The organism is Candidimonas nitroreducens (assembly GCF_002209565.1).
In the GTDB taxonomy this organism is placed as follows: Bacteria; Pseudomonadota; Gammaproteobacteria; order Burkholderiales; family Burkholderiaceae_B; genus Candidimonas; species Candidimonas nitroreducens.
Genome location: NZ_NJIH01000005.1, coordinates 41,832 through 64,016, shown reverse-complemented (window position 1 = coordinate 64,016; position 22,185 = coordinate 41,832). Strand labels below are relative to the sequence as shown.

22 protein-coding genes are annotated in these 22,185 nt (G+C 65.4%); 10 read left to right on the top strand and 12 right to left on the bottom strand.

Going from position 1 to position 22,185, the window contains the following annotated elements:
- Positions 1 to 151: 151 nt before the first annotated feature.
- Positions 152 to 730: a hypothetical protein gene (locus CEY11_RS10235; protein WP_088603299.1), complete on the top strand. Its 579-nt coding sequence runs from the start codon at positions 152 to 154 to the stop codon at positions 728 to 730.
- 66 nt (positions 731 to 796) lie between these two features.
- Here CEY11_RS10235 and CEY11_RS10230 read toward each other — a convergent pair whose 3' ends face one another.
- The 10 genes from CEY11_RS10230 to cas5 form a co-directional block, all read right to left on the bottom strand.
- Complete coding sequence (locus CEY11_RS10230) at positions 797 to 1,735, bottom strand: alpha/beta hydrolase (protein WP_158215267.1); 939 nt, start codon at positions 1,733 to 1,735, stop codon at positions 797 to 799.
- 164 nt (positions 1,736 to 1,899) lie between these two features.
- Positions 1,900 to 2,973, bottom strand: coding sequence for an adenosine deaminase (locus tag CEY11_RS10225; protein WP_088603297.1), 1,074 nt, complete (start codon positions 2,971 to 2,973; stop codon positions 1,900 to 1,902).
- A 24-nt stretch (positions 2,974 to 2,997) separates the two neighbouring features.
- Positions 2,998 to 3,678 (bottom strand): 6-phosphogluconolactonase, encoded by a 681-nt coding sequence (gene pgl, locus CEY11_RS10220; protein WP_088603296.1) that lies wholly within the window; start codon positions 3,676 to 3,678, stop codon positions 2,998 to 3,000.
- Positions 3,675 to 5,135 carry a glucose-6-phosphate dehydrogenase gene (gene zwf / locus CEY11_RS10215; protein WP_088603295.1) on the bottom strand — a complete coding sequence of 487 codons (1,461 nt, stop codon included), beginning with the start codon at positions 5,133 to 5,135 and terminating at the stop codon, positions 3,675 to 3,677. The genes pgl and zwf overlap by 4 nt, the downstream gene beginning before the upstream one ends.
- Before the next feature lie 193 nt (positions 5,136 to 5,328).
- Entirely contained in the window at positions 5,329 to 5,970 is a 642-nt protein-coding gene (locus CEY11_RS10210; protein WP_088603294.1) for a TetR/AcrR family transcriptional regulator, read from the bottom strand.
- A gap of 29 nt (positions 5,971 to 5,999) precedes the next feature.
- Positions 6,000 to 7,139, bottom strand: coding sequence for an acyl-CoA dehydrogenase family protein (locus CEY11_RS10205; RefSeq protein WP_088603293.1), 1,140 nt, complete (start codon positions 7,137 to 7,139; stop codon positions 6,000 to 6,002).
- Entirely contained in the window at positions 7,136 to 7,609 is a 474-nt protein-coding gene (locus CEY11_RS10200) for a MaoC/PaaZ C-terminal domain-containing protein (RefSeq protein ID WP_088603292.1), read from the bottom strand. The genes CEY11_RS10205 and CEY11_RS10200 overlap by 4 nt, the downstream gene beginning before the upstream one ends.
- Positions 7,602 to 9,596: a TRAP transporter permease gene (locus CEY11_RS10195; protein WP_158215266.1), complete on the bottom strand. Its 1,995-nt coding sequence runs from the start codon at positions 9,594 to 9,596 to the stop codon at positions 7,602 to 7,604. The genes CEY11_RS10200 and CEY11_RS10195 overlap by 8 nt, the downstream gene beginning before the upstream one ends.
- Positions 9,593 to 10,561 carry a TAXI family TRAP transporter solute-binding subunit gene (locus CEY11_RS10190; protein ID WP_158215265.1) on the bottom strand — a complete coding sequence of 323 codons (969 nt, stop codon included), beginning with the start codon at positions 10,559 to 10,561 and terminating at the stop codon, positions 9,593 to 9,595. The genes CEY11_RS10195 and CEY11_RS10190 overlap by 4 nt, the downstream gene beginning before the upstream one ends.
- 171 nt (positions 10,562 to 10,732) lie before the next feature.
- A complete protein-coding gene (gene cas5, locus CEY11_RS26070) occupies positions 10,733 to 10,819 on the bottom strand; it encodes a CRISPR-associated protein Cas5 (protein WP_088603306.1) in 87 nt (28 codons plus the stop codon).
- Positions 10,820 to 10,887: 68 nt separating this feature from the next.
- On the opposite strand from cas5, the gene CEY11_RS10180 reads away from it, so the two are divergent.
- From CEY11_RS10180 to CEY11_RS10160, 5 genes are all read left to right on the top strand, one after another.
- Positions 10,888 to 12,108, top strand: a complete 1,221-nt coding sequence (locus tag CEY11_RS10180; protein WP_088603289.1) for a CaiB/BaiF CoA transferase family protein — start codon at positions 10,888 to 10,890, stop codon at positions 12,106 to 12,108.
- A gap of 43 nt (positions 12,109 to 12,151) precedes the next feature.
- Positions 12,152 to 12,646, top strand: a complete 495-nt coding sequence (locus tag CEY11_RS10175) for an FAS1-like dehydratase domain-containing protein (RefSeq protein ID WP_088603288.1) — start codon at positions 12,152 to 12,154, stop codon at positions 12,644 to 12,646.
- Positions 12,647 to 12,731: 85 nt separating this feature from the next.
- Positions 12,732 to 13,532 (top strand): enoyl-CoA hydratase/isomerase family protein, encoded by an 801-nt coding sequence (locus tag CEY11_RS10170; RefSeq protein ID WP_088603305.1) that lies wholly within the window; start codon positions 12,732 to 12,734, stop codon positions 13,530 to 13,532.
- Between the two features lie 122 nt (positions 13,533 to 13,654).
- Positions 13,655 to 15,031, top strand: a complete 1,377-nt coding sequence (locus CEY11_RS10165) for an acyclic terpene utilization AtuA family protein (protein WP_088603287.1) — start codon at positions 13,655 to 13,657, stop codon at positions 15,029 to 15,031.
- Complete coding sequence (locus tag CEY11_RS10160) at positions 15,032 to 15,340, top strand: AtuA-related protein (protein WP_088603286.1); 309 nt, start codon at positions 15,032 to 15,034, stop codon at positions 15,338 to 15,340.
- A 62-nt stretch (positions 15,341 to 15,402) separates the two neighbouring features.
- Here CEY11_RS10160 and pcaQ read toward each other — a convergent pair whose 3' ends face one another.
- Positions 15,403 to 16,386: a pca operon transcription factor PcaQ gene (gene pcaQ, locus CEY11_RS10155; protein ID WP_088603285.1), complete on the bottom strand. Its 984-nt coding sequence runs from the start codon at positions 16,384 to 16,386 to the stop codon at positions 15,403 to 15,405.
- A 118-nt stretch (positions 16,387 to 16,504) separates the two neighbouring features.
- Here pcaQ and pcaH point away from each other — a divergent pair, with 118 nt between their 5' ends.
- From pcaH to CEY11_RS10140, 3 genes are read left to right on the top strand one after another with little or no spacing between them, the layout of a single operon-like run.
- Positions 16,505 to 17,215, top strand: coding sequence for a protocatechuate 3,4-dioxygenase subunit beta (gene pcaH, locus CEY11_RS10150; protein WP_088603284.1), 711 nt, complete (start codon positions 16,505 to 16,507; stop codon positions 17,213 to 17,215).
- A 4-nt stretch (positions 17,216 to 17,219) separates the two neighbouring features.
- Positions 17,220 to 17,807: a protocatechuate 3,4-dioxygenase subunit alpha gene (gene pcaG, locus CEY11_RS10145; protein ID WP_088603283.1), complete on the top strand. Its 588-nt coding sequence runs from the start codon at positions 17,220 to 17,222 to the stop codon at positions 17,805 to 17,807.
- A 44-nt stretch (positions 17,808 to 17,851) separates the two neighbouring features.
- Positions 17,852 to 19,198, top strand: a complete 1,347-nt coding sequence (locus tag CEY11_RS10140; RefSeq protein ID WP_088603282.1) for a 3-carboxy-cis,cis-muconate cycloisomerase — start codon at positions 17,852 to 17,854, stop codon at positions 19,196 to 19,198.
- Positions 19,199 to 19,315: 117 nt separating this feature from the next.
- On the opposite strand, the gene CEY11_RS10135 is transcribed toward CEY11_RS10140, so the two are convergent.
- On the bottom strand, positions 19,316 to 20,230 hold the full coding sequence (locus tag CEY11_RS10135) for a LysR family transcriptional regulator (protein ID WP_088603281.1): 915 nt from the start codon (positions 20,228 to 20,230) through the stop codon (positions 19,316 to 19,318).
- A 132-nt stretch (positions 20,231 to 20,362) separates the two neighbouring features.
- Here CEY11_RS10135 and CEY11_RS10130 point away from each other — a divergent pair, with 132 nt between their 5' ends.
- A complete protein-coding gene (locus CEY11_RS10130) occupies positions 20,363 to 22,057 on the top strand; it encodes an acyl-CoA dehydrogenase family protein (protein WP_088603280.1) in 1,695 nt (564 codons plus the stop codon).
- The last annotated feature ends 128 nt before the right edge of the window (positions 22,058 to 22,185 follow it).

Sequence of the window (22,185 nt, the reverse complement as noted above, 5' to 3'; positions counted from 1 at the left end):
CGGATGCGGATGCGGATGCGGATGCGGATGCGGATGCGGATGCGGATGCGGATGCGGATGCGGATGCGGATGCCGGCATCGGCGCCGATTGGAGCGGCAGATTGCCCTGGCCGGCGAGGTGTGTCGTCAGCCCATGGATGGCCATAATAAGATGCGACGAATCAATCTTTCCCTGACCATTGCCTTGATGGGTACGGCCATGCTGGCCGGATGTGCTGCGCCGCTGCTGAGCGGCTCGGCGGCAAGTGCGGGCTATGGGGTCGCGCATGGGCAGCTGGGCAGTATGTTCGGTGCCTCGTCTTCCGCCGATACGGCGCAGGGGCGCGATGCGCGGCAACTGAAGTTGCAGGGTGTGCCCAACGGCGTGCAAGTGGGGCAGGACGCGGCGCCCATACTGCGGGCCATGGGCGAGCCTCCCAAAGAGAAATCGGGCAATCCCCAGGGCTATACCTGCTACGAATTCCCGGCCGTTTATTCGGACACGGCCGCGGCTGTGATCGTGGCCAGGAATGGCAAGGTGGTGTTCTTCGGCAATTCGCGCTGTGTCGCCGAGATGCAGGAAGCCAATTTCCGCGCCGGCGGCAAATATGCCGAGCCGGGCGGGGTGCCCGCGCCAGCCGGCAGCGCGCCCGCGACCAGCCCGGATAATGGCGCGCAAGACGCCGGCAAGGGTTCGGGAGGGCAGGGCAGCGGCGACGCCGGCAGCGAGGGTGGAACCCCGGCCCGCTAGGCAGGCCGTGCCCCGGCTGCTTGCGGCAAGCGCCGGACAGGCCAGATCGCTTTCAAGGCTGCTGGTTCAAGGCTGCTTGTAGCCGCCGCACTGACCGTTCATGTATTTCAGCGCCTTGGGCAGCGCATCCCGGAAGGTCATCCATTCATGTGCGCCGTCGCCGACGCGCAGCCGTACCTGGCCGGGCTGCACGGCGTACAGCGCTTCGAACAGGTTCGCGCTCATGCCCGGAGTGACTTGGCGATCTCGATCGCCGCTGCTAATGTAGGCGGCCACGGGCTGGCCCTTGGCTTTATATGCCGGAAGCAGCGCGGGGTAGCTTTGTGCGGCCCACAACGCTGGGTCGTATTTGCCGTCGCGCGCGAACTGCCCGCTTGCGCCGCGGGCGCTGGACTGCGCGTCGGGCTCGGGAAAGACCGCGGGGCTGAGCAGCCCTGCCGCGCAGAACAGTTCGGGATGCCTGAGCACCAGGTTCAATGCGCCGAAACCGCCCATGGAGATGCCCGCGATGGCGCGGTGGCCGCGGTCGGGGGTAGCCTGGTAGCGCTTTTCCACGTAGGGTATCAGTTCGGTGCGCAGCGCCGTCTGCATGTGCTCGGCCGCGCCATCGATCCACCAGCTCGTGCCGCCGGCCGGCATGATGGCGATGACGGGCGCGATTTCCTTGCGCCGGATCAGGGCGTCCAGGGTTTCGCGCGCCCCCAAGAATTGCACCCAGGTGTGCTCGTCGCCGCCCGAGCCGTGCAGCAGGTACACCACCGGGAAGGTGTCGAAGGAATCGTAGTAGCCGTCGGGCAGGTAGGCGGTGAAGGGCAGGTTGCGGCCCAGCACCTTGGAGTCGAGCTTGTCGGCGACGACCTCGCCGGCCTGCGCGGCGGTGCAGGCGCCAGCCAGGGCGAACAGCAGTACGGCCCGCCGCGAGGCATGCAGGCGCGGCCGGCGGCGCGTCTTGTGGGCCGGAGGCTGTGGCGGGCGGGAGCGCAATCGCAGTGATTCCAAAGGCATGGGCATGGTCGTTCGGGATTCCGTGGGTAGGCTGCAGTTTAGTTTATGCAGGGTTTGTTCCAGATTTGCTCCGGGCCTATGCCAGATCCATGCCGCGCTTATGTCAAGCCTATGCCAGATCTAAGCCAGGTCTAAGCCAGATCTAAGCCAGATCTAAGCCAGGCCTATGCCGGCTCGTCCCCTCTGTTCGGGCGAGCAGGCCCCATGCCGTCGCGCAGCCTTTGCACCAGCTCTTGCTTGCGTGCGGCCGGCAGGAACGAGGCGTGCAGGCTGTTTTCAGCAAGAGTGGCCAGTTCCTCGCGGCTCAGGTTCAGCGCCTTTGCGCTGGCCAGATAGTTTTCCAGCAAGTAGCCGCCGAAATAGGCCGGGTCGTCGGAATTGATGGTGATGCACAGACCCTGGCGCAACAGGCGCGCAAGGTTATGTTGATTCAATGAATCTACAACACAGAGCTTCAGATTGGATAGCGGGCACACGGTCAGCGGTATGCGCTGTTCGCGCAGCCGCTGGATCAGCGCCGGATCGTCTTCGCTGCGCACGCCGTGGTCTATGCGCTCCACGTGCAGCAGGTCGAGCGCGTCGCGCACATAGGCGGCCGGCCCTTCCTCGCCGGCATGGGCCACCAGGCGGAAGCCCAGCTCGCGGCAGCGTGCGTATACCCGCTGGAATTTTTCCGGTGGATTGCCGCGTTCGCCCGAATCCAGGCCGATGCCCGTCCACACGTCGGCATACTGCGCTCGCAGCGGCAGTGCGGCGTCCAGCGTGTCGAAGGCGTCTTGCTCGGAAAGATGGCGCAGGAAGCTCATCAGCAGGCAGCCGCTCATGCCCGTGGTGTCGCGCATTTCGCGCAGGGCGCGCGCAATGCCGGCGAACACGGTTTCCATCGGCACGCCGCGCACGGTATGGGTTTGCGGGTCGAACATGATTTCCGCATGCACCACGCCGTCGGCCTGGGCGCGGCGCAGGTAGGCCATGGTCATGTCGTAGAAATCGCGCTCGGCCAGCAGTACGCTGGCGCCGGCGTAATAGAGATCCAGGAAAGACTGCAGGTTTGTGAATTGATAGGCGGCGCGCAGCGCCTGCACCGAGGCATAGGGCAGCGCGACGCCGTTGCGGGCGGCAAGCGCGAAGATCAGCTCGGGTTCCAGCGTGCCCTCGATGTGCAGGTGCAGCTCTGCCTTGGGCAGGCTGCGCACGAAGTTTTCGAGTTCGGTGGTGGATGCTGCGGTAGATGTCATGGTGTAGGTGTCCGAGACACGGCTCTAGGGATGCCAGTAGACATCGATAGGCGCGCCGGGCTGGTTCAGCACGAAGCTTACCGGCATGTTTGTGGTGCGCGCGGGCGCGGCTTGCTCCAGCACTGCGCGTTTGGTGGCGCCCCCTATGTACAGGATGCGGTGCCGGGCGCGCAGCAGCGCCGCCAGGGTCATGCTGATGCGCTGGTGCGGCGCAGCCGGCGGCGTGACGCTTACATAGCGCAGGGCCTGGGCGGGGTCGAGCGCCTGCGGCAGTTCCGGCGCGTGCGGGAACAGCGAGGCGGTGTGGCCGTCTTCGCCCATGCCCAGTATGGCCAGCGTCAGCTGGCCGGCGGGGCGGTTGGCCTGTTCCAGGCAGGCGGCCATGCTTGCAGGGTCTGTGACCAGGCCGGTGAAACGGGCTTGCGCGGCGCGGCCCTGCAGCAGGTAGCGGCGCACCAGCCCTTCGTTGCTGTCGGGGTCGGACGGTGCGACGAAGCGTTCGTCCACTAGTGTAATGTCGACGCGCGGCCAGTCCAGCTCGGCGTTCGACAGCTCTTTGAACAAGGCGATGGGCGAACGGCCTCCGGACACGGCCAGGCCGGCGCGCCCTTGCGCGCTTATGGCGCCGCCGAGCGTCGCGACGATGGCCGTGCTCAGTTCGCGTACGCAGGCGGCCTCGTCGGCGCAGGTATGCAGGTTCATCATGTTTCTTCGTGCCATATGGCGCCGGCGCGCGACAGCAGCCCGCTGGAGGCCGCCGGCCCCCAGGTGCCGGCGGCATAGGGCCGGGGGGCGATGCGGTTCTGTTCCCAGGAATCGATGATGGGATCGACCCAGGCCCAGGCCTGCGCCAGTTCGTCGCGGCGCATGAACAGTGCCAGCCGCCCGCGGATGACGTCCAGCAGCAGGCGCTCGTAGGCATCGGCCCAGCGCGCCTTGAACATGGTGTGGAAGTCCAGGTTCAGATAGGCGGACTGCAGATTCATCGCATCGCCGGGCTCTTTGGCCAGGAAGTACAAGCGTATGCTTTCCTTGGGCTGCAGGCGGATCACCAGCCGGTTGCCCGAGTGCAGGCCCAGCGGCTTGGGAAAGACGGCGTGGGGCACGTTGCGGAAATTGATGACGATCTCGGCTACGCGCTCCTGCATGCGCTTGCCGGTGCGCAGAAAGAAGGGTACGCCGGCCCAGCGCCAGTTGGCGATCTCGGCCTGCAGCGCCACGAAAGTTTCGGTATTGCTGTCGGGTGCCACCTTGTGTTCTTCGCGGTAGCCGGGCACCGGCAGGCCGTTGATCGCGCCGCGGCCGTACTGGCCGCGCACGATCTTGCTGATGACGTCTTCGGCCGTAAAGGGCTTGAGGGATTTCAGCACCTTGAGCTTCTCGCCGCGCACCGCGTCTTCGTCGAGACTGGCCGGCGGCTCCATGGCGACGATGCACAGCAGCTGCAGCAAGTGGTTCTGCAGCATGTCGCGCAGGGCGCCGGTGCGGTCGTAGAATTCGCCGCGCTCTTCGACGCCGAGTTCTTCGGCGATGGTGATCTGCACGTTTTCTATCCATTCACGCCGCCATAGCGGCTCGAACAGGGCATTGCCGAAACGTATCGCCATCAGGTTCTGCACCGCTTCCTTGCCCAGGTAGTGGTCGATGCGGTAGATCTGGTTTTCGCGGAAGCAGCGGCCCACGGCGGCGTTGATGGCCTCGTAGGATTCCAGGTCATGGCCCAGCGGTTTTTCCAGCACGATGCGCACGCCGGCGTGGTTCAGCCCGACCGCGGCCAGGTGTCCGCAGATCTGCGTGAACAGCTGCGGCGCGGTGGCCAGGTAGCATACGGTGTTGCGGCTCTCGTCGTGGCCCAGCGTTTGTGCCAGCTGTTCGTAATCGGCCGCCGTGCCCGATTCCAGGCGCTGGAAGCGTATGCGCCGCAAGAAGCTCTGCCAGGCCTGCTCGTTGAAATCGGCGCCGAGCCTGGGCCGGACTTGTTCGTCGAGTATTGCCAGATAACCTTCCAGGCCCAGGGCCTTGCGCCCCAGCGCGTGGATGAGGCCGTCGGGGTGCAGCGTGCCCGCCTTGTGCGCCTGGTAGAGCGCGGGCAGCAGCTTGCGCAGGGCAAGATCGCCCGTGCCGCCGAAGAACACCATATCGAAGGCCGGAGTGCTGGACATGCCGCTATGTTCCTGTGTGATTGGCGCGCCGCCGCGCGGCCCTCGGGGAGGCGTTGCGCGACGGGCCCGAAAACTCAATTAGGCTACATCCTCCCGATGATGTAAAGCCGGCCGGCCCGCGCGGCTGCGGCGGTTCCATAAGCGTACAAGGGCCGCGATGCCCCGCAGCGGCGATATTGTGTAGGCCCCGTGGTCAGGGGGGCGGCGCCGGGGGAGTGCCGGAGCGGGCTATGCCGTAGAGATAGATTTCCGCGTATTCGCGCGCGATTTCCCGGGCGGTCTGCTTGCCGTTGGGACGGTACCAGCGTGCCAGCCAGTAGACGGAAGAAATGATGGCGCGCACTACCGCGCTGGGGTCGCGGGCTTGGAATTCGCCGCTGGCCAGGCCATCGCGCACGATGTTGCGTATGGTGTTTTCGTAGTTGACGCGCCATTCGATGGCGACGTCCCGCATGTGGCGCTCTTGGAGATTGGCCACGCGGGTGAGCAGGATCTGGAATGGAGCCTGGTGCTGTTCGAAGAATTCCGCCTGCGCCTCCATGAAGGCGATGAGGCGCTGCTTGGCACCGGTGCGGCCGGACACGGCACGATCCACGTGCTCGCTCAGCTTTTGCACGGTGGCCACCACGATGGTGCCCAGGATTTCTTCCTTGCGGTCGAAATAATGGTAGAGCGCCGTCTTGGACAGCCCGACGGAGTGTGCGATGTCGACCAGCGACACCGCGTTGTAGCCTTCCTCGGCGAACAGGCGTGCCGCCGCTTCGATTATGTCGTCTCGGCGATTGTTGCGGTAGACCGCCGGACGGCCTCGCTTACCGGAACCCTGTTGTGTCATGCCTGCGTGTGCGCTGATGGTGCGTTTCCTCAAATTTTAAGGGTTTTTGCAATGATGGTGCGCTGGATCTGGGATGTGCCCCCGCCTATGGTGGACTGCATGCCTTCGCGGAAGTACCGCTCCATATCGGCCTCGGGCAGCATGCCGTGTCCCCCGTAGATCTGCATGCCGTTGCGTGTGACGGTTTGCAAAGTTTCCGAGGCGAACAGCTTGGCCATGCTGACTTCGCGCGTGCAGGGCCTGCCGGTGGATGCCAGCTCGGCGGCGCGATAGACCAGCAGGCGGGCGGCATCCACCGAGGTCTGCATGTCGGCCAGCAAGTGCCGGATGACCTGGAAGTCGAAGATGGGGCGGTCGAACTGGATGCGTTCCTGGGCGTACTTCAGCGCATCGTCCACGGCCTGCTGGGCATTGCCGACGTAGCCTGCCGATACGGCGATGCGTTCCAGTTCGAGGTGGTCGGTGATGATCGGCCAGCCTTTGCCGGGCTCTCCGAGCATCTGGGCTGCAGGCAGGCGCACGTCGTCCACGAATATTTCGGTCGTGCCCGTGGCCCGGCGGGCCATGGTGGGCAGCTTCCGGATGTCCAGGCCGGGAGTGTCGTTCGGCACCAGAAACACCGAAAGACCTTGACGCTTGGGCGCCTGGGCATCGGTGCGCACCAGCATGGCAATGACCACGTTTTTGGCCGCGGCGCCGCTGCACCATAGTTTTTGCCCGCGCAGTATGTATTCGTCGCCTTCCTGCATCGCGCGTGTCCGTGTGCTTGCGGCGTCGGATCCGGCGCCGGGCTCGGAAATCGAGATCGAGAAACGGATGTCGCCCTGCATGAACGGTTCCAGGTATTTTTCTTTTTGTTCGTCGGTTCCGTATTTGACGATGTTCATGGCCGTGAAGGTGGACACCATGATGGCCGTCGCGAAGTCGAAACCGTAGCGTGCGGTGGATTCGCACATCAGCGCGTATTCGAATATGCTGCCGCCATAGCCGCCATACGCTTCGGGAATCAGCAGCCGCAGCCAGCCCTGTCGCGCGATGGCCGCATAGCCTTCATAGGGATAGGCGCGATCCATATCGCACTTGCGTATGTATTCGCGGCCTATCTCTTTTTCCATGAGCTTGTCGACCTGGTCTTTCCAGAGGGTTTGTTCCGGGGTGAGGAAATTCATGTTGCTTCCCTGAGAGTATGGACTTGCTTGTCTTGTAGGGGGATGCGCCGTACCAGCAGGCTGAATTCGCAGCTCAGTACGGTTTCGTCGCGCTGGTTCACGCCGCGCAGCAACAGGGTGGCGACCCCGTGCTGCTCGCCTTTGTCGCGCAGGCCGATGATCTCGGTATGGGCATACAGGGTGTCGTTGATGAACGTGGGTTTGATGAATCTCAGCTTGTCCACCCCGTAGAAGGCTTCGATGAGCGAGTGCTCGAACCCCAGGAGCGCATTGACGATGACGAATATCAGGCCGCCCTGAACCAGCCTTTGGCCGTAGAGGGTCTTCTTTGCGAATTCCGCGTTGGCATGCAGTTCCAGCCAATTGCCGGTCAGCATGCAAAAGTTGACGACGTCGGTTTCGGTAATGGTGCGGCCGTGCGATACACGCTGCTGCCCGAGTTTCAGTTCGCCGTACGGCATATCAAGCATTTCTGTTTTCCTTCGATATTTCCGGCATGGCTGCCCGCGGTTCGGGGATGGCCGCGCGGCGCCGAACCCATGCCTTCATCAACGCGGCAAAGCCTGCCAGCAGGACACATGCGCCGAGGTCGGAAGCGGTGGTGGGCATGAAGAACAGGCCCGCAATGCAGACCAGGACGAGGCGCATCCAGACACGGAGCGGCGCCATGAAATAACCTACCGTCGCGGACGCGAAGCACACCAGTGCGGCCATCGTCATGATGGTTGCGTAAACGATGTCGAACAAGGAGCCGTGCAGCAGCAGCGCCGGCCGGTAGACCATCATGAATGGCAGGAAATAGACGCCGCCGGCCACGATCATTGCGTTTCTGGCAACCTTCCAGAAGGATTCCCGTGCAATCGTCGCCGCGGCGTATACGCTGGCGCATACCGGCGGGGTGATGGCCGACAGGATCGCGAAATAGAAGATGAACAGATGAGCGGTGAGCGGCGGCAGGCCGAATTTGGCGAGCACCGGTGCGGCTACGGAGGCGGTCAGGATGTAGGATGCAGTGGTCGGTACGTCCATGCCCAGCAGTACGCATAGTATTGCCGTCATGACCAAGGCGATTCCCAGGCTGCCGCCGGCAACGGCGATGAGCTCGCCGGATGCCTTCACGCCCAGCCCGGATGCCCCCAGTATGGACGTGAGCATGCCCGCGCAGCCCAGCAGGACGGCGATCATGATAAGGCCCTTGCCGCCGGAAACCAGGCCCTGGGCCAGGCATCGGCATGCTTCATGCCAGGCCTGCACCGCCGCGCCGGAGCCACTGCCGGCGTACGCCCAGCCCAGACGGCACACGATCGTCAGCGCCGCCAGCGCGAGTGTTGCCACCCCGCCGGCGTAGGTAGGGGTGTAGTTGCCCGCCAGCAGCCCGATCAGCAGCAGGACGGAGCCGGCCAGCGGCACGGCTTTGTCCATTTGCATGGGCGGCCGGCTCAGGGCCGGCGAGGGCAGCTTGTGTTTGCGCGCGTAGAGGTCTACCCCGACGAAGATCAGGACGAAGTACAGGAATGCGGGCAGCGCCGCGGTCTTGGCCACCTGGATATAGGGGATGTTGAGCAGTTCGGCCATGAGAAAGGCGCCCGCCCCCATGATGGGCGGCAGTATCTGCCCGCCGGCCGAGGCGCTGGCCTCGACGCCCGCCGCGAAGGCCTTGGCGTAGCCGGCGCGGCGCATGGTGGGTATAGTGACCGACCCGACCGCCATGACGTTGGCCACCGCCGACCCCGACACCGTGCCGAACAGCGCCGAGGTGACGACGGTGACTTTACCGGCGCCGCCCCTGCCGCGGCCGGCCACCCGGTTTGCAAGCTGCACGAACACCTCGCCGGCCCCCGTAGCCATGATCAGCGCCCCGAAGATCACGTAGATGGCGATGACGCCCGTACCGATATCGGCCATGAAGCCGAACATGCCGCTGGTCGAGGCATACAGCATGCTGAGCGCGGTTTCCTGAGAGACGCGCGGAGGCTGCCACAGGCCCGAGATCGCCAGATTGCCCCAGAAGTAGTACAGCAGCGCGATCGATGTCAGCACGGGCAAGGCCCACCCCAGTATGCGCTGGGTCGAGACCAGAAGCAGCAGAATGGCCAATATCGCGACGGCCTTATCGAGCGATGTCAGGTCGTGCATGATGTCCATGAACGACCGGTTGTGGATCATGGCGTGCAGCCCTATGTAGAACGCGCAGGCCGTCAGTACCAGGAGTATCGCGGTTTTGGCCCTGCCCTCGGCTTTCGCGGCCATCGACCAGAACGCCAGCCCCATGGCGCCGCCTATGAACAGGCCGCGTTGCACCAGGGGTTCGAACGGCCCCATGAAGGACGTATAGATGTGGAACAGAGCGAAGGCCGCGAACAGTATCGCCAGTACACCGCCATATCGGGCCGGCGCCTGCTCGACCGCCTCGTCGGAGGCGGCGTGCTCATCGAAGGCGTCGGAGGCCGAATTCATTTGACGGACTCCCAGAACCGCAGGGCGCCGGGATGCACGGGAATACCCAGCTTGGCCGCCGCCAGGGACTGCTGCTTGAAGTCGAAATTCTTCAGGTGCGGCCATGCCTGTATCAGCAGATCCCGGTGTTCATAGATGGACTTGGCGATGGCGTAGGCCGTGTCGTCGTCCATGAGGGATTTGCGCGTCGCGTAAACGATGAGCACGGACGGGGCCATCACCGGGCCCGCGCCTTCCATCACGTTGGGGATTTGGGTGAAGCCCACGCCTTTTACGGCGTGCATCACCTTGTCTTGTTCCGGCTTGTCGAACGACAGCAGGCGCATGGGCGTGGTTACCATGAGTTCGCGCAGTGTGGCGTCCACGCCGTGGCCCGGGCCGTATTTCGAATAGCCGACGATCTGGCGGTTTTGTATGGCTTCGGCTGCGTCTTTCACGGTGCCGGGCACCCATTGCGGCTCGATGTCGAAGGTCTTGAAGATCTGGCGCGTCAGCTGCTCTGCACCGCTGCCGTGTATGCCCGGGTTGAAACGCTTGCCCTTCAGGCCGGCCAGGCTGGTGACCCCGGAAGCTTGCGTGACCGCCATGTTCAATACGGAAACGTCATAGGCATACAGTGCCACCAGGTCGTTCACCGCCTTGCCTTTGAAGAAGCCGGTGCCGGAGACCGCTTGTATGCCCGCATCGGTGGCGACCAGGCCCAGGTCGAGTTCGCCTCGTGCCAGGCGCCGGATGTTGTCGACGCTGGCGCCCGTTTCCACATGGGTGACCGTGGCCCCCGGTATGCCGGCGCGGATGGCCTGAGCCATGGCATTGGACACGACGAAATGGCTGGATGTCATGTTGGTGGAGCCCAGGGTCAGGTTCGTTTTGGGCGCCGCCGCCGCGGTTGTTGCGAGCGTGGTCAGCAAACCACCGACGAGCAGCGCCGCCAGACGCTGCATGGATAGGCAAGATTTCTTCATGATGTGATGTCTCCGGGAGGCGATGGTAGAGGGGGGCGCCGCACGCGGCAAGGCGCGGTTCGACAGCATGGCCTGTCTGTTGCAGGCTTTAAATACCGACCAACTGGCCATGATTCTATGATAATGTTATTCAGAAGATAGTCAATATTTATTTTTTCTCTATATATGGCTTTATGAAAGGGTAATGAATGAGTATGTGCATTTTTCTTGACCGCGATCTGGCTTCGTGAAAGAATAAAAACCGACTACATAGTCTATTTATTTCTGGCCGCGTACGCAGCAAGCCGCTGCCTCCGGCGGCTTTTATACTTTGCAGGGGCGAGTGCATGTCCGCTTTGCTGGCTGATGTCCGTGTTCTGGATCTGTCGCGCATTCTTGCCGGCCCATGGGCGACACAGAATCTCGCCGATCTGGGCGCGTCGGTGGTCAAGATAGAGCGTCCCGGCGCCGGTGACGACACCCGGCACATGGGGCCGCCGTTCTTTCGCGCCCCGGGTTCCGACACAGATGGCGATGCCGCCTATTTCATGTGCTGCAACCGGGGCAAGCAGTCGGTCACCATCGACTTCACCCGGCCCGAAGGCCAGGCACTCGTACGCAAACTTGCCGGGCAGGCCGACGTGCTGGTGGAAAATTACAAGGTCGGCGGCCTGCGCAAGTACGGCCTGGACTACGAGTCGCTGGCCGAGATCAATCCCGATCTGGTTTACTGCTCGGTAACGGGTTTCGGCCAGACCGGGCCGTACCGGGAGCGGGCCGGCTACGACTATCTTATTCAGGCCATGAGCGGCCTGATGAGTGTCACGGGCGAATGCGACGAGTTGCCTGGGGGCGGCCCGCAGCGCGTCGGCGTAGCGGTTTCCGACCTGTTCAGCGGCATGTATGCCACCGTGGCCATTCTCGCCGCCCTGCGCCACCGCGACCGAGGTGGCGGCGGCCAGCACATAGACATCAGCCTGCTCGACTGCCAGATCGGCACGCTGGTGAATCAGGGGCTCAATTACTTGGCCACCGGCCAGGCGCCGGTGCGCATGGGTAATGGCCACCCCAATATCGCCCCCTACCAGCGGTACCGCGCGCGCGACGGCTATCTCATTCTGGCGGTGGGAAACGACGCCCAGTTCCGCAAATTCTGCTGTGCGGCCGGCCGCCCCGAAATGGGCAGCGATCCGCGCTACGCAACCATCGGCGACAGGGTGCGCAATCGGGCCAGCCTGAACGAATGGCTCGTCGCCATGATGGCCGAGCGCACCGTCGACGAGTGGGTCGCATTGCTGGAACGGGCCGGCGTGCCCTGCGGGCCCATCAACTCCATAGCGCGGGTGTTCGAAGACCCGCACGTGCAGGCGCGCGGCATGCGTGTCGACCTGGAGCATCCCGTATACGGGTCTGTGCCCGGCATCCGCAATCCCATCCGCTATTCCAAGACGCCCATGGAACACCACAACGCTCCGCCCGCGCTCGGCCAGCATACGGAGCGGGTGCTGCGCGACCTGGGGCTGAGCGCAGAAGACATTGCCGGCCTGCGGGCCGACCATATCGTTTGATCACCGCGGCGCAGGCCGCCGCAACCGCATGCAAGGAGGTCTCATGGAAGCGCTCAATCCCACCGCCGCCGACTCGCCGATCGACATTGTCGGTATAGGCTGGTACTGGAACGACGTCAGCGTCGGCTACCGGTTCCGTACGCTGGGGCGCACCATCACCGAAGCCGATCTGATCAATTTCGTGGGCGCCACGGGTATGGTCGAAGAGATGTTCACCAATACCGAATACGTGCAGCGCGAATCGCTCATGGGCAAAAGGCCGGTGCCGGGTTCGCTGGTTTTCTGCATGGCCGAAGGTCTGCTCATGCAATCGACCATGCAGAGAACCGGCATGGCATTCCTGGAGGCCAATCTCCGCGTCAAGGCGCCTACCAACGTCGGCGACACCATACATGTGGAATGCGAGGTCGTCGAGGCGCGCGCAAGCTCTAAGCCTGGGCGCGGCTTGCTGCGTACCCGCAACGCGGTCGTCAACCAGCGCGGCGAGGTCGTGGCCGTCTACGATCCGCTGCGCCTGGTGAAGACGCGGCCTTCCTGACACCGGCAGGGCCCGCCCGTTCGCAGGCCCTGCCGGGGCATTGCATATGGCGCCCGTCATTTTCACGATATACCGAGCCATCGACATGGATCACTCCGACACCGCACAAAAGCCGCCCGTCTTCATGGATATAGAGGACGGCATCGCCTTCATCACCATCAACCGCCCGCAAAGCAGGAACGCGCTGTCGATCCAGGTATGCAACACCTTGTCGGACTATTGGGACAAGGTCGCCGCCGATCCATGCATACGCGCGGCCATATTGACTTCCGCCGATTGCGGCACCTTCTGCGCAGGCATGGATCTGAAAGAGGCCGCGCGCGTCCGGGCTCAAGAGGGCCGCGACATCCTGCAACTGCTGCGCGATCCGTTTCACCAGCGCATGCGAGAGGTCGAGAAGCCGATCATCGCCGCCATGACGGGGCACTTCACGGCCGGGGGCATGGTGCTGGCCGCCAATAGCGACATCCGCGTGGGGCTGGCGGGCACGAGCGGCGGCATTTCCGAGGCGAAGGTGGGGCGCGGCTCTCCGTGGGCCGTACCCATGCTCTGGATGCTGCCCCAGCCTTTCCTGCTCGAACTCGCGCTGACCGGCGACATGCATCCCATAGAAAGATTCCATCAGTACGGCTTCATCAACTATGTGGAAGCCACGCCCGAGGCGGTGCGGCAGCGGGCCCTGGCCCTGGCGCGAAGCATCCGTGACAATGCGCCGCTGACTGTCTGGGCCGCCAAAAAAAGCCTGGGGGCAGCCATGGATCTGGGCTGCGAGCAGGGCCTGGCCCGCGCCCGCGCCCTGCACGAGCGGGTATATGCGAGCCAGGATGCGGTCGAAGGGCCGCGTGCCTTTGCGGAAAAGCGCAAGCCGCGCTGGATCGGCGCCTGATTCCGCTTCCAGCGTGTGAGTACCAATGGCGGTGCGCGGGCCGCGGCTCTTCGAGGCCGGAGCGCATCCACATCCAATATCCGTCCGGCGTCGGGGGCCGGCACTCAGCGGGGTTTTGAAGAATGAAGCAGAAAATCAGATTGGGCTCGGGATCGGGCTTTTGGGGCGACGGCATGGATCCCGCCGTCGAGCTGCTGCAGCACGGAGAGCTCGATTACATGGGGTTCGACTTTCTGGCCGAGTTGACGATGGCGTTGTTGCAGCGCCAGAAGATGAAGGATCCCGGCGCAGGCTATGTGCCGGACTTCGTGCAGTACATGGCGCAGCTGCTGCCGCTGGCCAAGCCGCGCGGCACCCGGCTCGTATCCAACGGCGGCGGGGCCAACCCGCGTGCCGCCGCGCAGCGCATCGCCGAGCAGGCCCGGGCCCAGGGCCTGCAGGGAACCCGCGTGGCCCTGGTCGAGGGCGACGACCTGCTCGATCAGGTCGACGCCATGCGTGGCGCCGGGGTTGAGCTGGCCAATATGGAAACCGGCAGCACCGCGTTCGACGAAATACGCGGCAGGCTGGTCGCGGCCCATGCCTACACGGATTCTTCCGGTATCGTCGAGGCGCTGCAGGCGCAGGCGGATGTCGTGGTCACCGGCCGCGTTTCCGACAACGCCATATATGTGGGGCCCATCATGCACGAGTATGGCTGGAAGCACGACGCGGCGCATGCGGATCGCGTGGCGGCCGCCATCGTCATGGGGCACATCGTCGAGTGCTCGTCGGCCTGCACGGGCGGCATGTCTTCCCGCTATGCCGACATGCCGCGCATGGGCCGCGTGGGCTTTCCGTATTTCGACTTCTATCCCGACGGCACGGCCGAGCTCTCTAAAGTGCAAGGCTCCGGCGGGCGGGTCGATGCCTTTACCGTGAAAGAGCACATCGTTTATGAAATCAGCGACCCGAAACAATATCTGATGCCCGACGGCGTACCGGATTTCACCACGCTCGCACTCGCCGAGGCCGGGCCGGATCGGGTGCGCGTGAGCGGCGTGAAGGGCGCGCCGGCACCCGACGAATTGAAACTGATATTGGCCTATTCCGATGGCTGGATAGGGGAGAGCCTGGCATTTTTTCCGTGGCCTCATGCCTACGAACGTGCCGTCAAGGCGCGCCAGACCATGCTCGAGCGCTTCGAAGTCATGGGCCTGAAAGCCGATCAGATCCATTTCGACTTCGTGGGCCTGAATACCTTGCATGGGCCCGCGGCGCCCATGCCCGCGCCAGAAGTCCTGGAGTCGCTCAACGAAGTCGGCCTGCGCTGCGCAGTCCGCACACGCAGCCGTGAAGAAGCGGAAAAGGTGCGGCGCGCCGGCAGCCATCTCTGGATCATGGGGCCGGGGGGTACCTCTTTCGGCGCCCCCATCAAGTGCCGGCCGGTGATTTCATTGTGGCCCACGCTGATTCCCAGAGACTATGTGAAGCAGACCGTAACCGTGCTGGAGGCCTGAATGCAGCGCATACTTGCAGACATTTGTTATATCCGTTGCGGCGACAAGGGCGACACCTGCACGGCGGGCCTGATCGCCAAGTCGCCGGATAGCTATCCCCTGCTGCTGCGCAGCGTCACGCCGCAGGCGGTGCGTGCCCTGTACGGCGACTGGATCCAGGGGAGCGTGGCCTGCTACCCCATGGACAACATTCATGCTCTGGTCGTGGTCATGAACGGCGCCCTGGGAGGCGGAGCCACCCGCACGTTGCGTCTGGATCAGACGGGCAAGGCCCTGGGGCATGCTTTGCTGCGGCTGCCTGTAGCCTGAGCGTAGGGGGCGCGCGTCGCGCATGCGGCGGCGCATTGTGGCCGTGCCGCCGCGGCGGGTTGTTATGGCGGGCCCGCATGCGCCTCTTCGGGCGCCGGCCTGGCTGCCGCACGCAGCGCGGCGATCAGCGCGCGTGCGGCCGGCGCGGGGTCGACGTCGTTGCGCAGGATCAGGCCGAGCGGCTCTTCGGTGCCTTCCATGGCTATGGGCAGCTGCCGCAGGCTGCCCCGCTGCAGGTCGGCGTGCACGGCGATGCGCGGCACGAACCAGACCATGTCGCCCGGCCCCAGCGCCAGGGCGCGGCCCAGCGATACCGACAGTACCTCGGAACAATTGGCCGGCGTATCCAGCCCGTGGCCGCGCAGGAAACTGTCGGCCATGTGGCGGATGATGGTGCCGTGCGGCGGCAGGATCAAAGGGAAGTGCGCCAGGTCGGCGACCGCCGGGGCGGCCTGCGCCAGCAGCGGGTGGCGCGGGCCGGCCACCAGCGCCAGGGGCGCGGCCAGCAGGTGTTCGAACGTCAGGCCGGTCATGGCCTCCGGGTCGGCCAGGCGCCCCAGCATCAGCTCTACTTTGCGGGCTCGCAGCATTTCCAGCAGCTGGTTGTTCAGGCCGGTGTGGATCTGCACCGCCATGCGCGGCCATTGCCGGCGAAAGGCGTGCAGCGCGGCCGGAACCAGGCCGGGCGCCGCGGTGGGCAGCGCCGCGATGGCGATCGTGCCGCTGTCGGCCTGCGTGCCGCGCGCCAGCAGATCCAGGCCCTGGCGCAGCGCGTTCAGGCTGGCGCCGGCATGGCGCAGGAACAGGCTGGCCTGGGCCGTGGGGCGCGCGCCGTGGCGGCCGCGGTCGAACAGGCGCACGCCCAGCAGTTCTTCCAGTTCGGCGATGGTTTTGGATACGGCCGGCTGGGTGATGGCCAGCGCGTCGGCGGCGCCGCGCAGGCTGCCGTGCTGGGCCACCGCCAGCAGGCATTGCAGGTGGCGCAGCTTGATGTGGAAGCCCAGCGCAGGCACGCCGGCGCGGCTGCTGGCCGGATCATATTTCATAATGAACAGTTATGTATAGCCTGAATATTTATCAATATATATATCCAAAGGTTAAGTATATAGTGTCCGTCAGTCAGCGCGGCGTCATTCCCCGCGCGTCATCGACCGGGAGCCATCCATGTCCACTGCAAGCCCCATGCTGAATCCGCGCGATTGGGATTCGCATCCGAAACTGATAGAGCCGGGCTACAAGTCCTCGCTGCTGCGCGGCCCGACCCGGCCGCTGCTGCCTTTGGGCGAGCACCTAAGCAATCTGCGCGGGCCGGTATACGGCCACGAGATCATCGGCGAACTCGATCACGACCTGACCCGCAATGCGCGGCGCAATGGCGAGCCCGTGGGCGAGCGCATCATCGTCACCGGCCGCGTGCTCGACGAGGGCGGCCGGCCGGTGCCCGACACCCTGGTGGAGATCTGGCAAGCCAATTCCACCGGCCGCTACGTGCACAAGGTCGACCAGCACGACGCGCCGCTCGACCCCAATTTCCTGGGCGCCGGGCGCACGCTTACCGACGCGCAGGGGCGCTACCGTTTCCTGACGATCAAGCCGGGCGCCTATCCCTGGGGCAATCACCACAACGCCTGGCGGCCCAACCACATCCACTTCTCGCTGTTCGGCCAGTACTTCGGCACGCGCCTGGTTACCCAGATGTATTTCCCCGGCGACCCGCTGCTGCAGTACGACCCCATCTACCAGGGTGTGCCCGAGGGCGCGCGCGAGCGGCTGGTGTCGAGCTTCTCCATGGACATCACCGAGTCCGACTATGCCCTGGGCTATGAATTCGACATCGTGCTGCGCGGCCCGCGCCTCACCCCGATGGAGCGCTGACATCATGACCACGTTGAAACAAACCCCCTCGCAGACCGTCGGCCCTTTCTTCGCCTATGGCCTGACGCCCGAGCAGTACAACTATGACCTGCGCAGCGCTTTTACCGCGGTGCTGGCCGAGGAACAAGTGCCCGGCGAACACATCGTGCTGGCCGGCCAGGTGCTGGACGGCGCCGGCAAGCCGGTCGGCGATGCCATGCTGGAACTGTTCCAGGCCGACGCCGCGGGGCAGCGCGTGGAGTCGGTAGAGCAGATCGCCGCTTCGGGCTTCACCGGCTTCGGTCGCGTGGGCACCGGCACCGACGCGCGCCAGCGCTATGTGGTGCATACCGTCAAGCCCGGCGCCTGTGACGGCGAGGCGCCGCACATCGATGTCATACTCACCATGCGCGGCATGCTCAATCATCTGTATACGCGCATTTATTTCGACGACGAAGCCCAGGCCAACGGCACCGATGCGCTGCTGCAATCGGTGCCCGAGGACCGCCGCGCCACGCTGCTGGCGCGTCGCGATACGCAGGGCGGGCGCGTGGTCTATCATTTCGACATAACCATGCAGGGCGAGCGCGAAACCGTGTTCTTCGACGTCTGAACGCGGGTTGCGGCAGCAACGCGACGCCCACGCCGGAGTTTCAATTGGAATTGTTCGATCCGCTGTTTCGTTCGTCGGCCTGCGCCGCGCATTTCGGCCCTGCGGCCACGCTGCAGGGCATGCTCGATTTCGAGGCGGCACTGGCGCATGCCCAGGCCGCTGCGGGCGTGATCCCGCAGGCCGCCGTGGCGCCCATCGAGCAGGCCTGCCGCAGCGACTGTTTCGATGCCGCCCGCATCGCCGGCGATGCGGCGCGGGCCGGCAATCTGGCCATCCCCCTGGTCAAGCAGCTGACGGCGCGCGTGCGCCAGGCAGATCCCGAGGCGGCGCGCTACGTGCACTGGGGGGCCACCAGCCAGGACGCGATCGATACCGGCATGATGCTGCAGCTGAAGGCCGCCTTTGGCCAGATCGACGGGCAATTGGCAGCCTTGCGCCAAGTGCTGGCAGAGCAGGCCGAAAGGCATCGCGATACGGTCATGGTGGGCCGCACCTGGCTGCAGCATGCACTGCCCATAACCTTCGGGCTGAAGCTGGCCGGCACGCTGGACGCCGTGCTGCGCCTGCGCGCGCAGCTGCATGGCTTGATGCCGGAAGTGCTGTGCCTGCAGTTCGGCGGCGCCGCCGGCACGCTCGCCTCTTTGGGCGAGCGGGGCCCCGACGTAGCCGGCAGGCTGGCCGAGCGGCTCGGCCTGACGCTGCCCGACCTGCCCTGGCACGGCCAGCGCGACCGCATTGCGCGGGCCGGCGCCTTCCTGGGGACGCTGGCCGGTACGCTGGGCAAGCTGGCGCGCGATGTATCGCTGCTTGCCCAGACGGACGTAGGCGAGGTCGCGGAGGCTGCCGGCGAGGGCCGCGGCGGTTCGTCCACCATGCCGCACAAGCGCAATCCGGTGGGGTGCGCCGTGATCCTGGCAGCGGCCGCGCGTGCGCCGCAATTGGCCGCCACACTGCTGGCGGCCATGCCGCAGGAACACGAGCGCGGGCTGGGCGGCTGGCACGCGGAATGGGAAACCTTGCCCGAACTGGCGCTGCTCGCCGCCGGTGCGCTGGACACCAGCATCGAGCTGGTGCGCGGCCTGGAAGTCCATGAGGCGCGCATGCGCCAGAACCTGGGCGCCACGCAAGGCCTGATCATGGCCGAGGCCGTTACCATGGCGCTGGGTGCGAGCATGGGCCGGTTGCAGGCGCACGGCCTGGTCGAGCAGAAATGCCGCCTGGCGCTGCAGCAGGGGCGCGACCTGCAGGACGTGCTGGCCGAAGACCAGCAGGTGCTTGCCGTGCTGGGCCCGCAGCGCTTGGCCGAGCTCATGGCGCCGCAGAACTATCTGGGGGCCGCGGGGGTGTTTGTCGACCGTGTGCTGCAGCGCGCCCGCGCCGACCAGGACTGACGCTATTTCCGGCGGTTGCAGATCCATGTGATCGCTGCAGCATGGCGTCAGCGCTTCAGCAACGGTTTTGACTCCACGGTAGATTTATTTCGGGCGATTATTTCGGGCCGCGGTTTTTCAGCCGGCCGGCCCGCCTGCGCCGGCCAGCCCGTACACATTCCTGACCAGCTCGATATGCCGGGCGTGGATATGCGAGGCGGCCTGCTCCGACCAGATCAGGCTGCAGACCGATAGCTGGCCGTGGTCGAATGGCAGGAAGCGCAGGCCCGCCATGCCGCTGCGCGACAGGCATTGCGGCACGATCGACACCCCCAGGCCCTGCGACACCAGCGATGCGACGCTGAGCCAGTGGCGCGCCTCGTTCTTCACCTTGGGGTAGAAGCCCGCCTGCAGGCACATGGACAGCAGGGTCTCGTAGTAATAGGGCGAGAATGCGCGCGAAAAGAAAATGAAATCGTCCTCAGCCAGTTGCTGCAGGCGCAGGCGCCGCTTGGCGGCCAGGGGGTGGGTGGCCGGCAGGCAGATGGCGAAGGGTTCGGACACGAGATCCAGCGCGCGCAGCGGCGGCTGCACCGGGTTGGCGTGTATGAAGCCCAGATCCAGCCCGCCGCGCTCGACCAGCTCGATCTGTTCAGCCGAATTCAGTTCCAGCAGCACGTGCTCGATGTCGGGGTAGTGGTGCTGGAACAGCTTGAGCACCTCGGGCAGGCGCCGATAGAGCATGGAACCGACGAAACCGATCTTGATCTGCCCATGCAGCCCGGCGTCGATGCGCTGCACCAGCTTGCGCACGTCGGCGTGCCGGCGCAGCAGGAACTGGGCCTCGCGGTATAAGGCGCGGCCGGCCGCAGTCAGTTCCACGCGGCGGCTGGTGCGCTCCAGCAGCCTGGCGCCCAGGGTGTCTTCGAGCTGCTTGATGGCGTAGCTGAGCGGCGGCTGCGAAATATGCAGGCGCAGCGCGGCGCGGCTGAAGCTGAGTTCTTCGGCCACCACCACGAAGTAGCGCAGCAGCCTGGGGTCGAGGTCGTCCATGCCGGCAATCTATACATGTTATGTATAGATAATGATAAATACAGTATTTGTATATATCAATACCCGGGCCTAAGATCCGAGTCATCCGTACATTGTCATCCGTACATCGAGACTCATACAGGCGGGCTCATCATGGTGCAACAAGCGACTGCGGCTGCGACGCCGAACATCCCCGACTCCCGAGGCATCAATCTGTTCCGGGCCGACCCTTATGCCGAGCCCATGCTGCGCGCCTATCTGCCGGCCGACCTGCATGCGCACCTGCTGCCGCATTTCGACGAGCTGGGGCGCCTGGCGGGATCGACTCTGGACGAGCTGGCCGCGGTCGCCGACAAGAATCCTCCGACGCTGTCGGTGCGCAACCGCGCCGGCCAGGACGAGTCGCGCATCGACAAGCATCCCGACTACGTGGAACTGGAGCGCTGGGCCTACGAGCGGTTCGGCCTGGCGGCCATGTCGCATCGCGCGGGCGTGCTGGGCTGGAATGCGCCCATGCCGCCCCTGGTCAAGTATGCGCTGACCTATTTGTTCGTGCAGGCGGAATTCGGCCTGTGCTGCCCTGTGAGCATGACCGATTCGCTGGCGCGCACCCTGCGCAGGTTCGGCTCGCCCGAACTGGTCGAGCGCGTGCTGCCGCAGGTGACCGCCCTGGACTTCGACGCGCTGCGCCAGGGCGCCATGTTCATGACCGAGCAGGCGGCGGGCTCCGACATCAGCGCCACCGAGACGCGCGCCGAGGAACAGGCCGACGGCACCTGGCGCCTGTCGGGCGACAAGTGGTTCTGCTCGAATCCGGATGCCGGCTTTGCCATGGTGCTGGCGCGCAGCGAGGCGCGCGACGGCCTGGCGGGCGTGTCGCTGTTCCTGCTGCCGCGCGACCTGCCCGAGGGTGGGCACAACCACTACCGCATCCTGCGCCTGAAGGACAAGCTGGGCACGCGCTCGATGGCCAGCGGCGAGATCCGTCTGGAAGGGGCGCTGGCCTGGCTGGTGGGCGAGCGCGGCCGCGGCTTTCAACAGATGGCCGACATGGTCAACAACTCGCGCCTGTCCAACGGCATGCGCGCCGCCGGCCTGATGCGCCGCGCTTTGACCGAAGCCATGTACGTGGCCGCGAACCGGCGCGCCTTCGGCAAGCGCCTGCTCGACATGCCGCTGATGCAGCGCCAGCTGCTGAAGATGACGCTGCCCGCGGAGCAGGCGCGTTCCTTTGTGTTCCAGACCGCGCAGGCGCTGCAGCGGGCCGACCAGGGCGATGCGCAGGCGCGTACGCTGGTGCGCATTTTGACGCCGCTGATCAAGTTCCGAGCCTGCCGCGACGCCCGCAAGGTCACGGGCGACGGCATGGAGGTGCGCGGCGGCTGCGGCTACATCGAGGAATGGGTCGAGCCGCGCCTGGTGCGCGATGCGCATCTGGGCTCGATCTGGGAGGGCACCAGCAATATCGTGGCCCTGGACGTGTTGCGCGCCATACGCAAGAACGATTGCCTGCCCGTGCTGCGGCGCCACGTCGAGAGCCTGCTGGCCGAGGGCCTGCCTTGCGCGCCGCGCCTGGCCGCGCTGCAGGCCGAATGCCTGGACAAGGCCTGCGCCCTGGCCGAGTCGGCGGCGCGCGACGATCGCGGCGACCTGGCGCGCCAGGCCGCCTCGGCGCTGTACCACCTGGTGTCCCTGGCCGCCATGCGCAGCGAGGCGCGGCACGAGGGGCTGGCGCGGCGCAACGACCTGGCCGACCTGGTGCTGCTGCACCGCCTGGCGCCGCGCGACCCTTGCGCCGCGGCCGGGCCCGTGGCCGACTGCGCCGCGCTGCTCGAGCCGCGTGGCTGACGGCGCCGCGCCGGATATTTTCCATGGGCGGCGGCACGGGGCGCGTAGCGCTAGGCCTGCGACAAGCCGCAGCGCCGCTCAATTTCCCGCAACACCTTCACGCAGCACACATACGCAGCACACATACG

Excerpts from the sequence above, each read along its gene's own strand:
- CEY11_RS10210 (WP_088603294.1), bottom strand. The coding sequence starts at position 5,970 with ATGACACAACAGGGTTCCGGTAAGCGAGGCCGTCCGGCGGTCTACCGC.
- CEY11_RS10170 (WP_088603305.1), top strand. The coding sequence starts at position 12,732 with ATGGATCACTCCGACACCGCACAAAAGCCGCCCGTCTTCATGGATATA.
- CEY11_RS10230 (WP_158215267.1), bottom strand. The coding sequence starts at position 1,735 with ATGCCTTTGGAATCACTGCGATTGCGCTCCCGCCCGCCACAGCCTCCG.
- CEY11_RS10235 (WP_088603299.1), top strand. The coding sequence starts at position 152 with ATGCGACGAATCAATCTTTCCCTGACCATTGCCTTGATGGGTACGGCC.
- CEY11_RS10160 (WP_088603286.1), top strand. The coding sequence starts at position 15,032 with ATGCAGCGCATACTTGCAGACATTTGTTATATCCGTTGCGGCGACAAG.
- CEY11_RS10175 (WP_088603288.1), top strand. The coding sequence starts at position 12,152 with ATGGAAGCGCTCAATCCCACCGCCGCCGACTCGCCGATCGACATTGTC.
- CEY11_RS10190 (WP_158215265.1), bottom strand. The coding sequence starts at position 10,561 with ATGAAGAAATCTTGCCTATCCATGCAGCGTCTGGCGGCGCTGCTCGTC.
- CEY11_RS10200 (WP_088603292.1), bottom strand. The coding sequence starts at position 7,609 with ATGCTTGATATGCCGTACGGCGAACTGAAACTCGGGCAGCAGCGTGTA.
- CEY11_RS10195 (WP_158215266.1), bottom strand. The coding sequence starts at position 9,596 with ATGAATTCGGCCTCCGACGCCTTCGATGAGCACGCCGCCTCCGACGAG.
- zwf (WP_088603295.1), bottom strand. The coding sequence starts at position 5,135 with ATGTCCAGCACTCCGGCCTTCGATATGGTGTTCTTCGGCGGCACGGGC.
- CEY11_RS10135 (WP_088603281.1), bottom strand. The coding sequence starts at position 20,230 with ATGGACGACCTCGACCCCAGGCTGCTGCGCTACTTCGTGGTGGTGGCC.
- pcaH (WP_088603284.1), top strand. The coding sequence starts at position 16,505 with ATGTCCACTGCAAGCCCCATGCTGAATCCGCGCGATTGGGATTCGCAT.
- pcaQ (WP_088603285.1), bottom strand. The coding sequence starts at position 16,386 with ATGAAATATGATCCGGCCAGCAGCCGCGCCGGCGTGCCTGCGCTGGGC.
- CEY11_RS10130 (WP_088603280.1), top strand. The coding sequence starts at position 20,363 with ATGGTGCAACAAGCGACTGCGGCTGCGACGCCGAACATCCCCGACTCC.
- CEY11_RS10165 (WP_088603287.1), top strand. The coding sequence starts at position 13,655 with ATGAAGCAGAAAATCAGATTGGGCTCGGGATCGGGCTTTTGGGGCGAC.
- CEY11_RS10205 (WP_088603293.1), bottom strand. The coding sequence starts at position 7,139 with ATGAATTTCCTCACCCCGGAACAAACCCTCTGGAAAGACCAGGTCGAC.
- pcaG (WP_088603283.1), top strand. The coding sequence starts at position 17,220 with ATGACCACGTTGAAACAAACCCCCTCGCAGACCGTCGGCCCTTTCTTC.
- CEY11_RS10180 (WP_088603289.1), top strand. The coding sequence starts at position 10,888 with ATGTCCGCTTTGCTGGCTGATGTCCGTGTTCTGGATCTGTCGCGCATT.
- CEY11_RS10225 (WP_088603297.1), bottom strand. The coding sequence starts at position 2,973 with ATGACATCTACCGCAGCATCCACCACCGAACTCGAAAACTTCGTGCGC.
- pgl (WP_088603296.1), bottom strand. The coding sequence starts at position 3,678 with ATGATGAACCTGCATACCTGCGCCGACGAGGCCGCCTGCGTACGCGAA.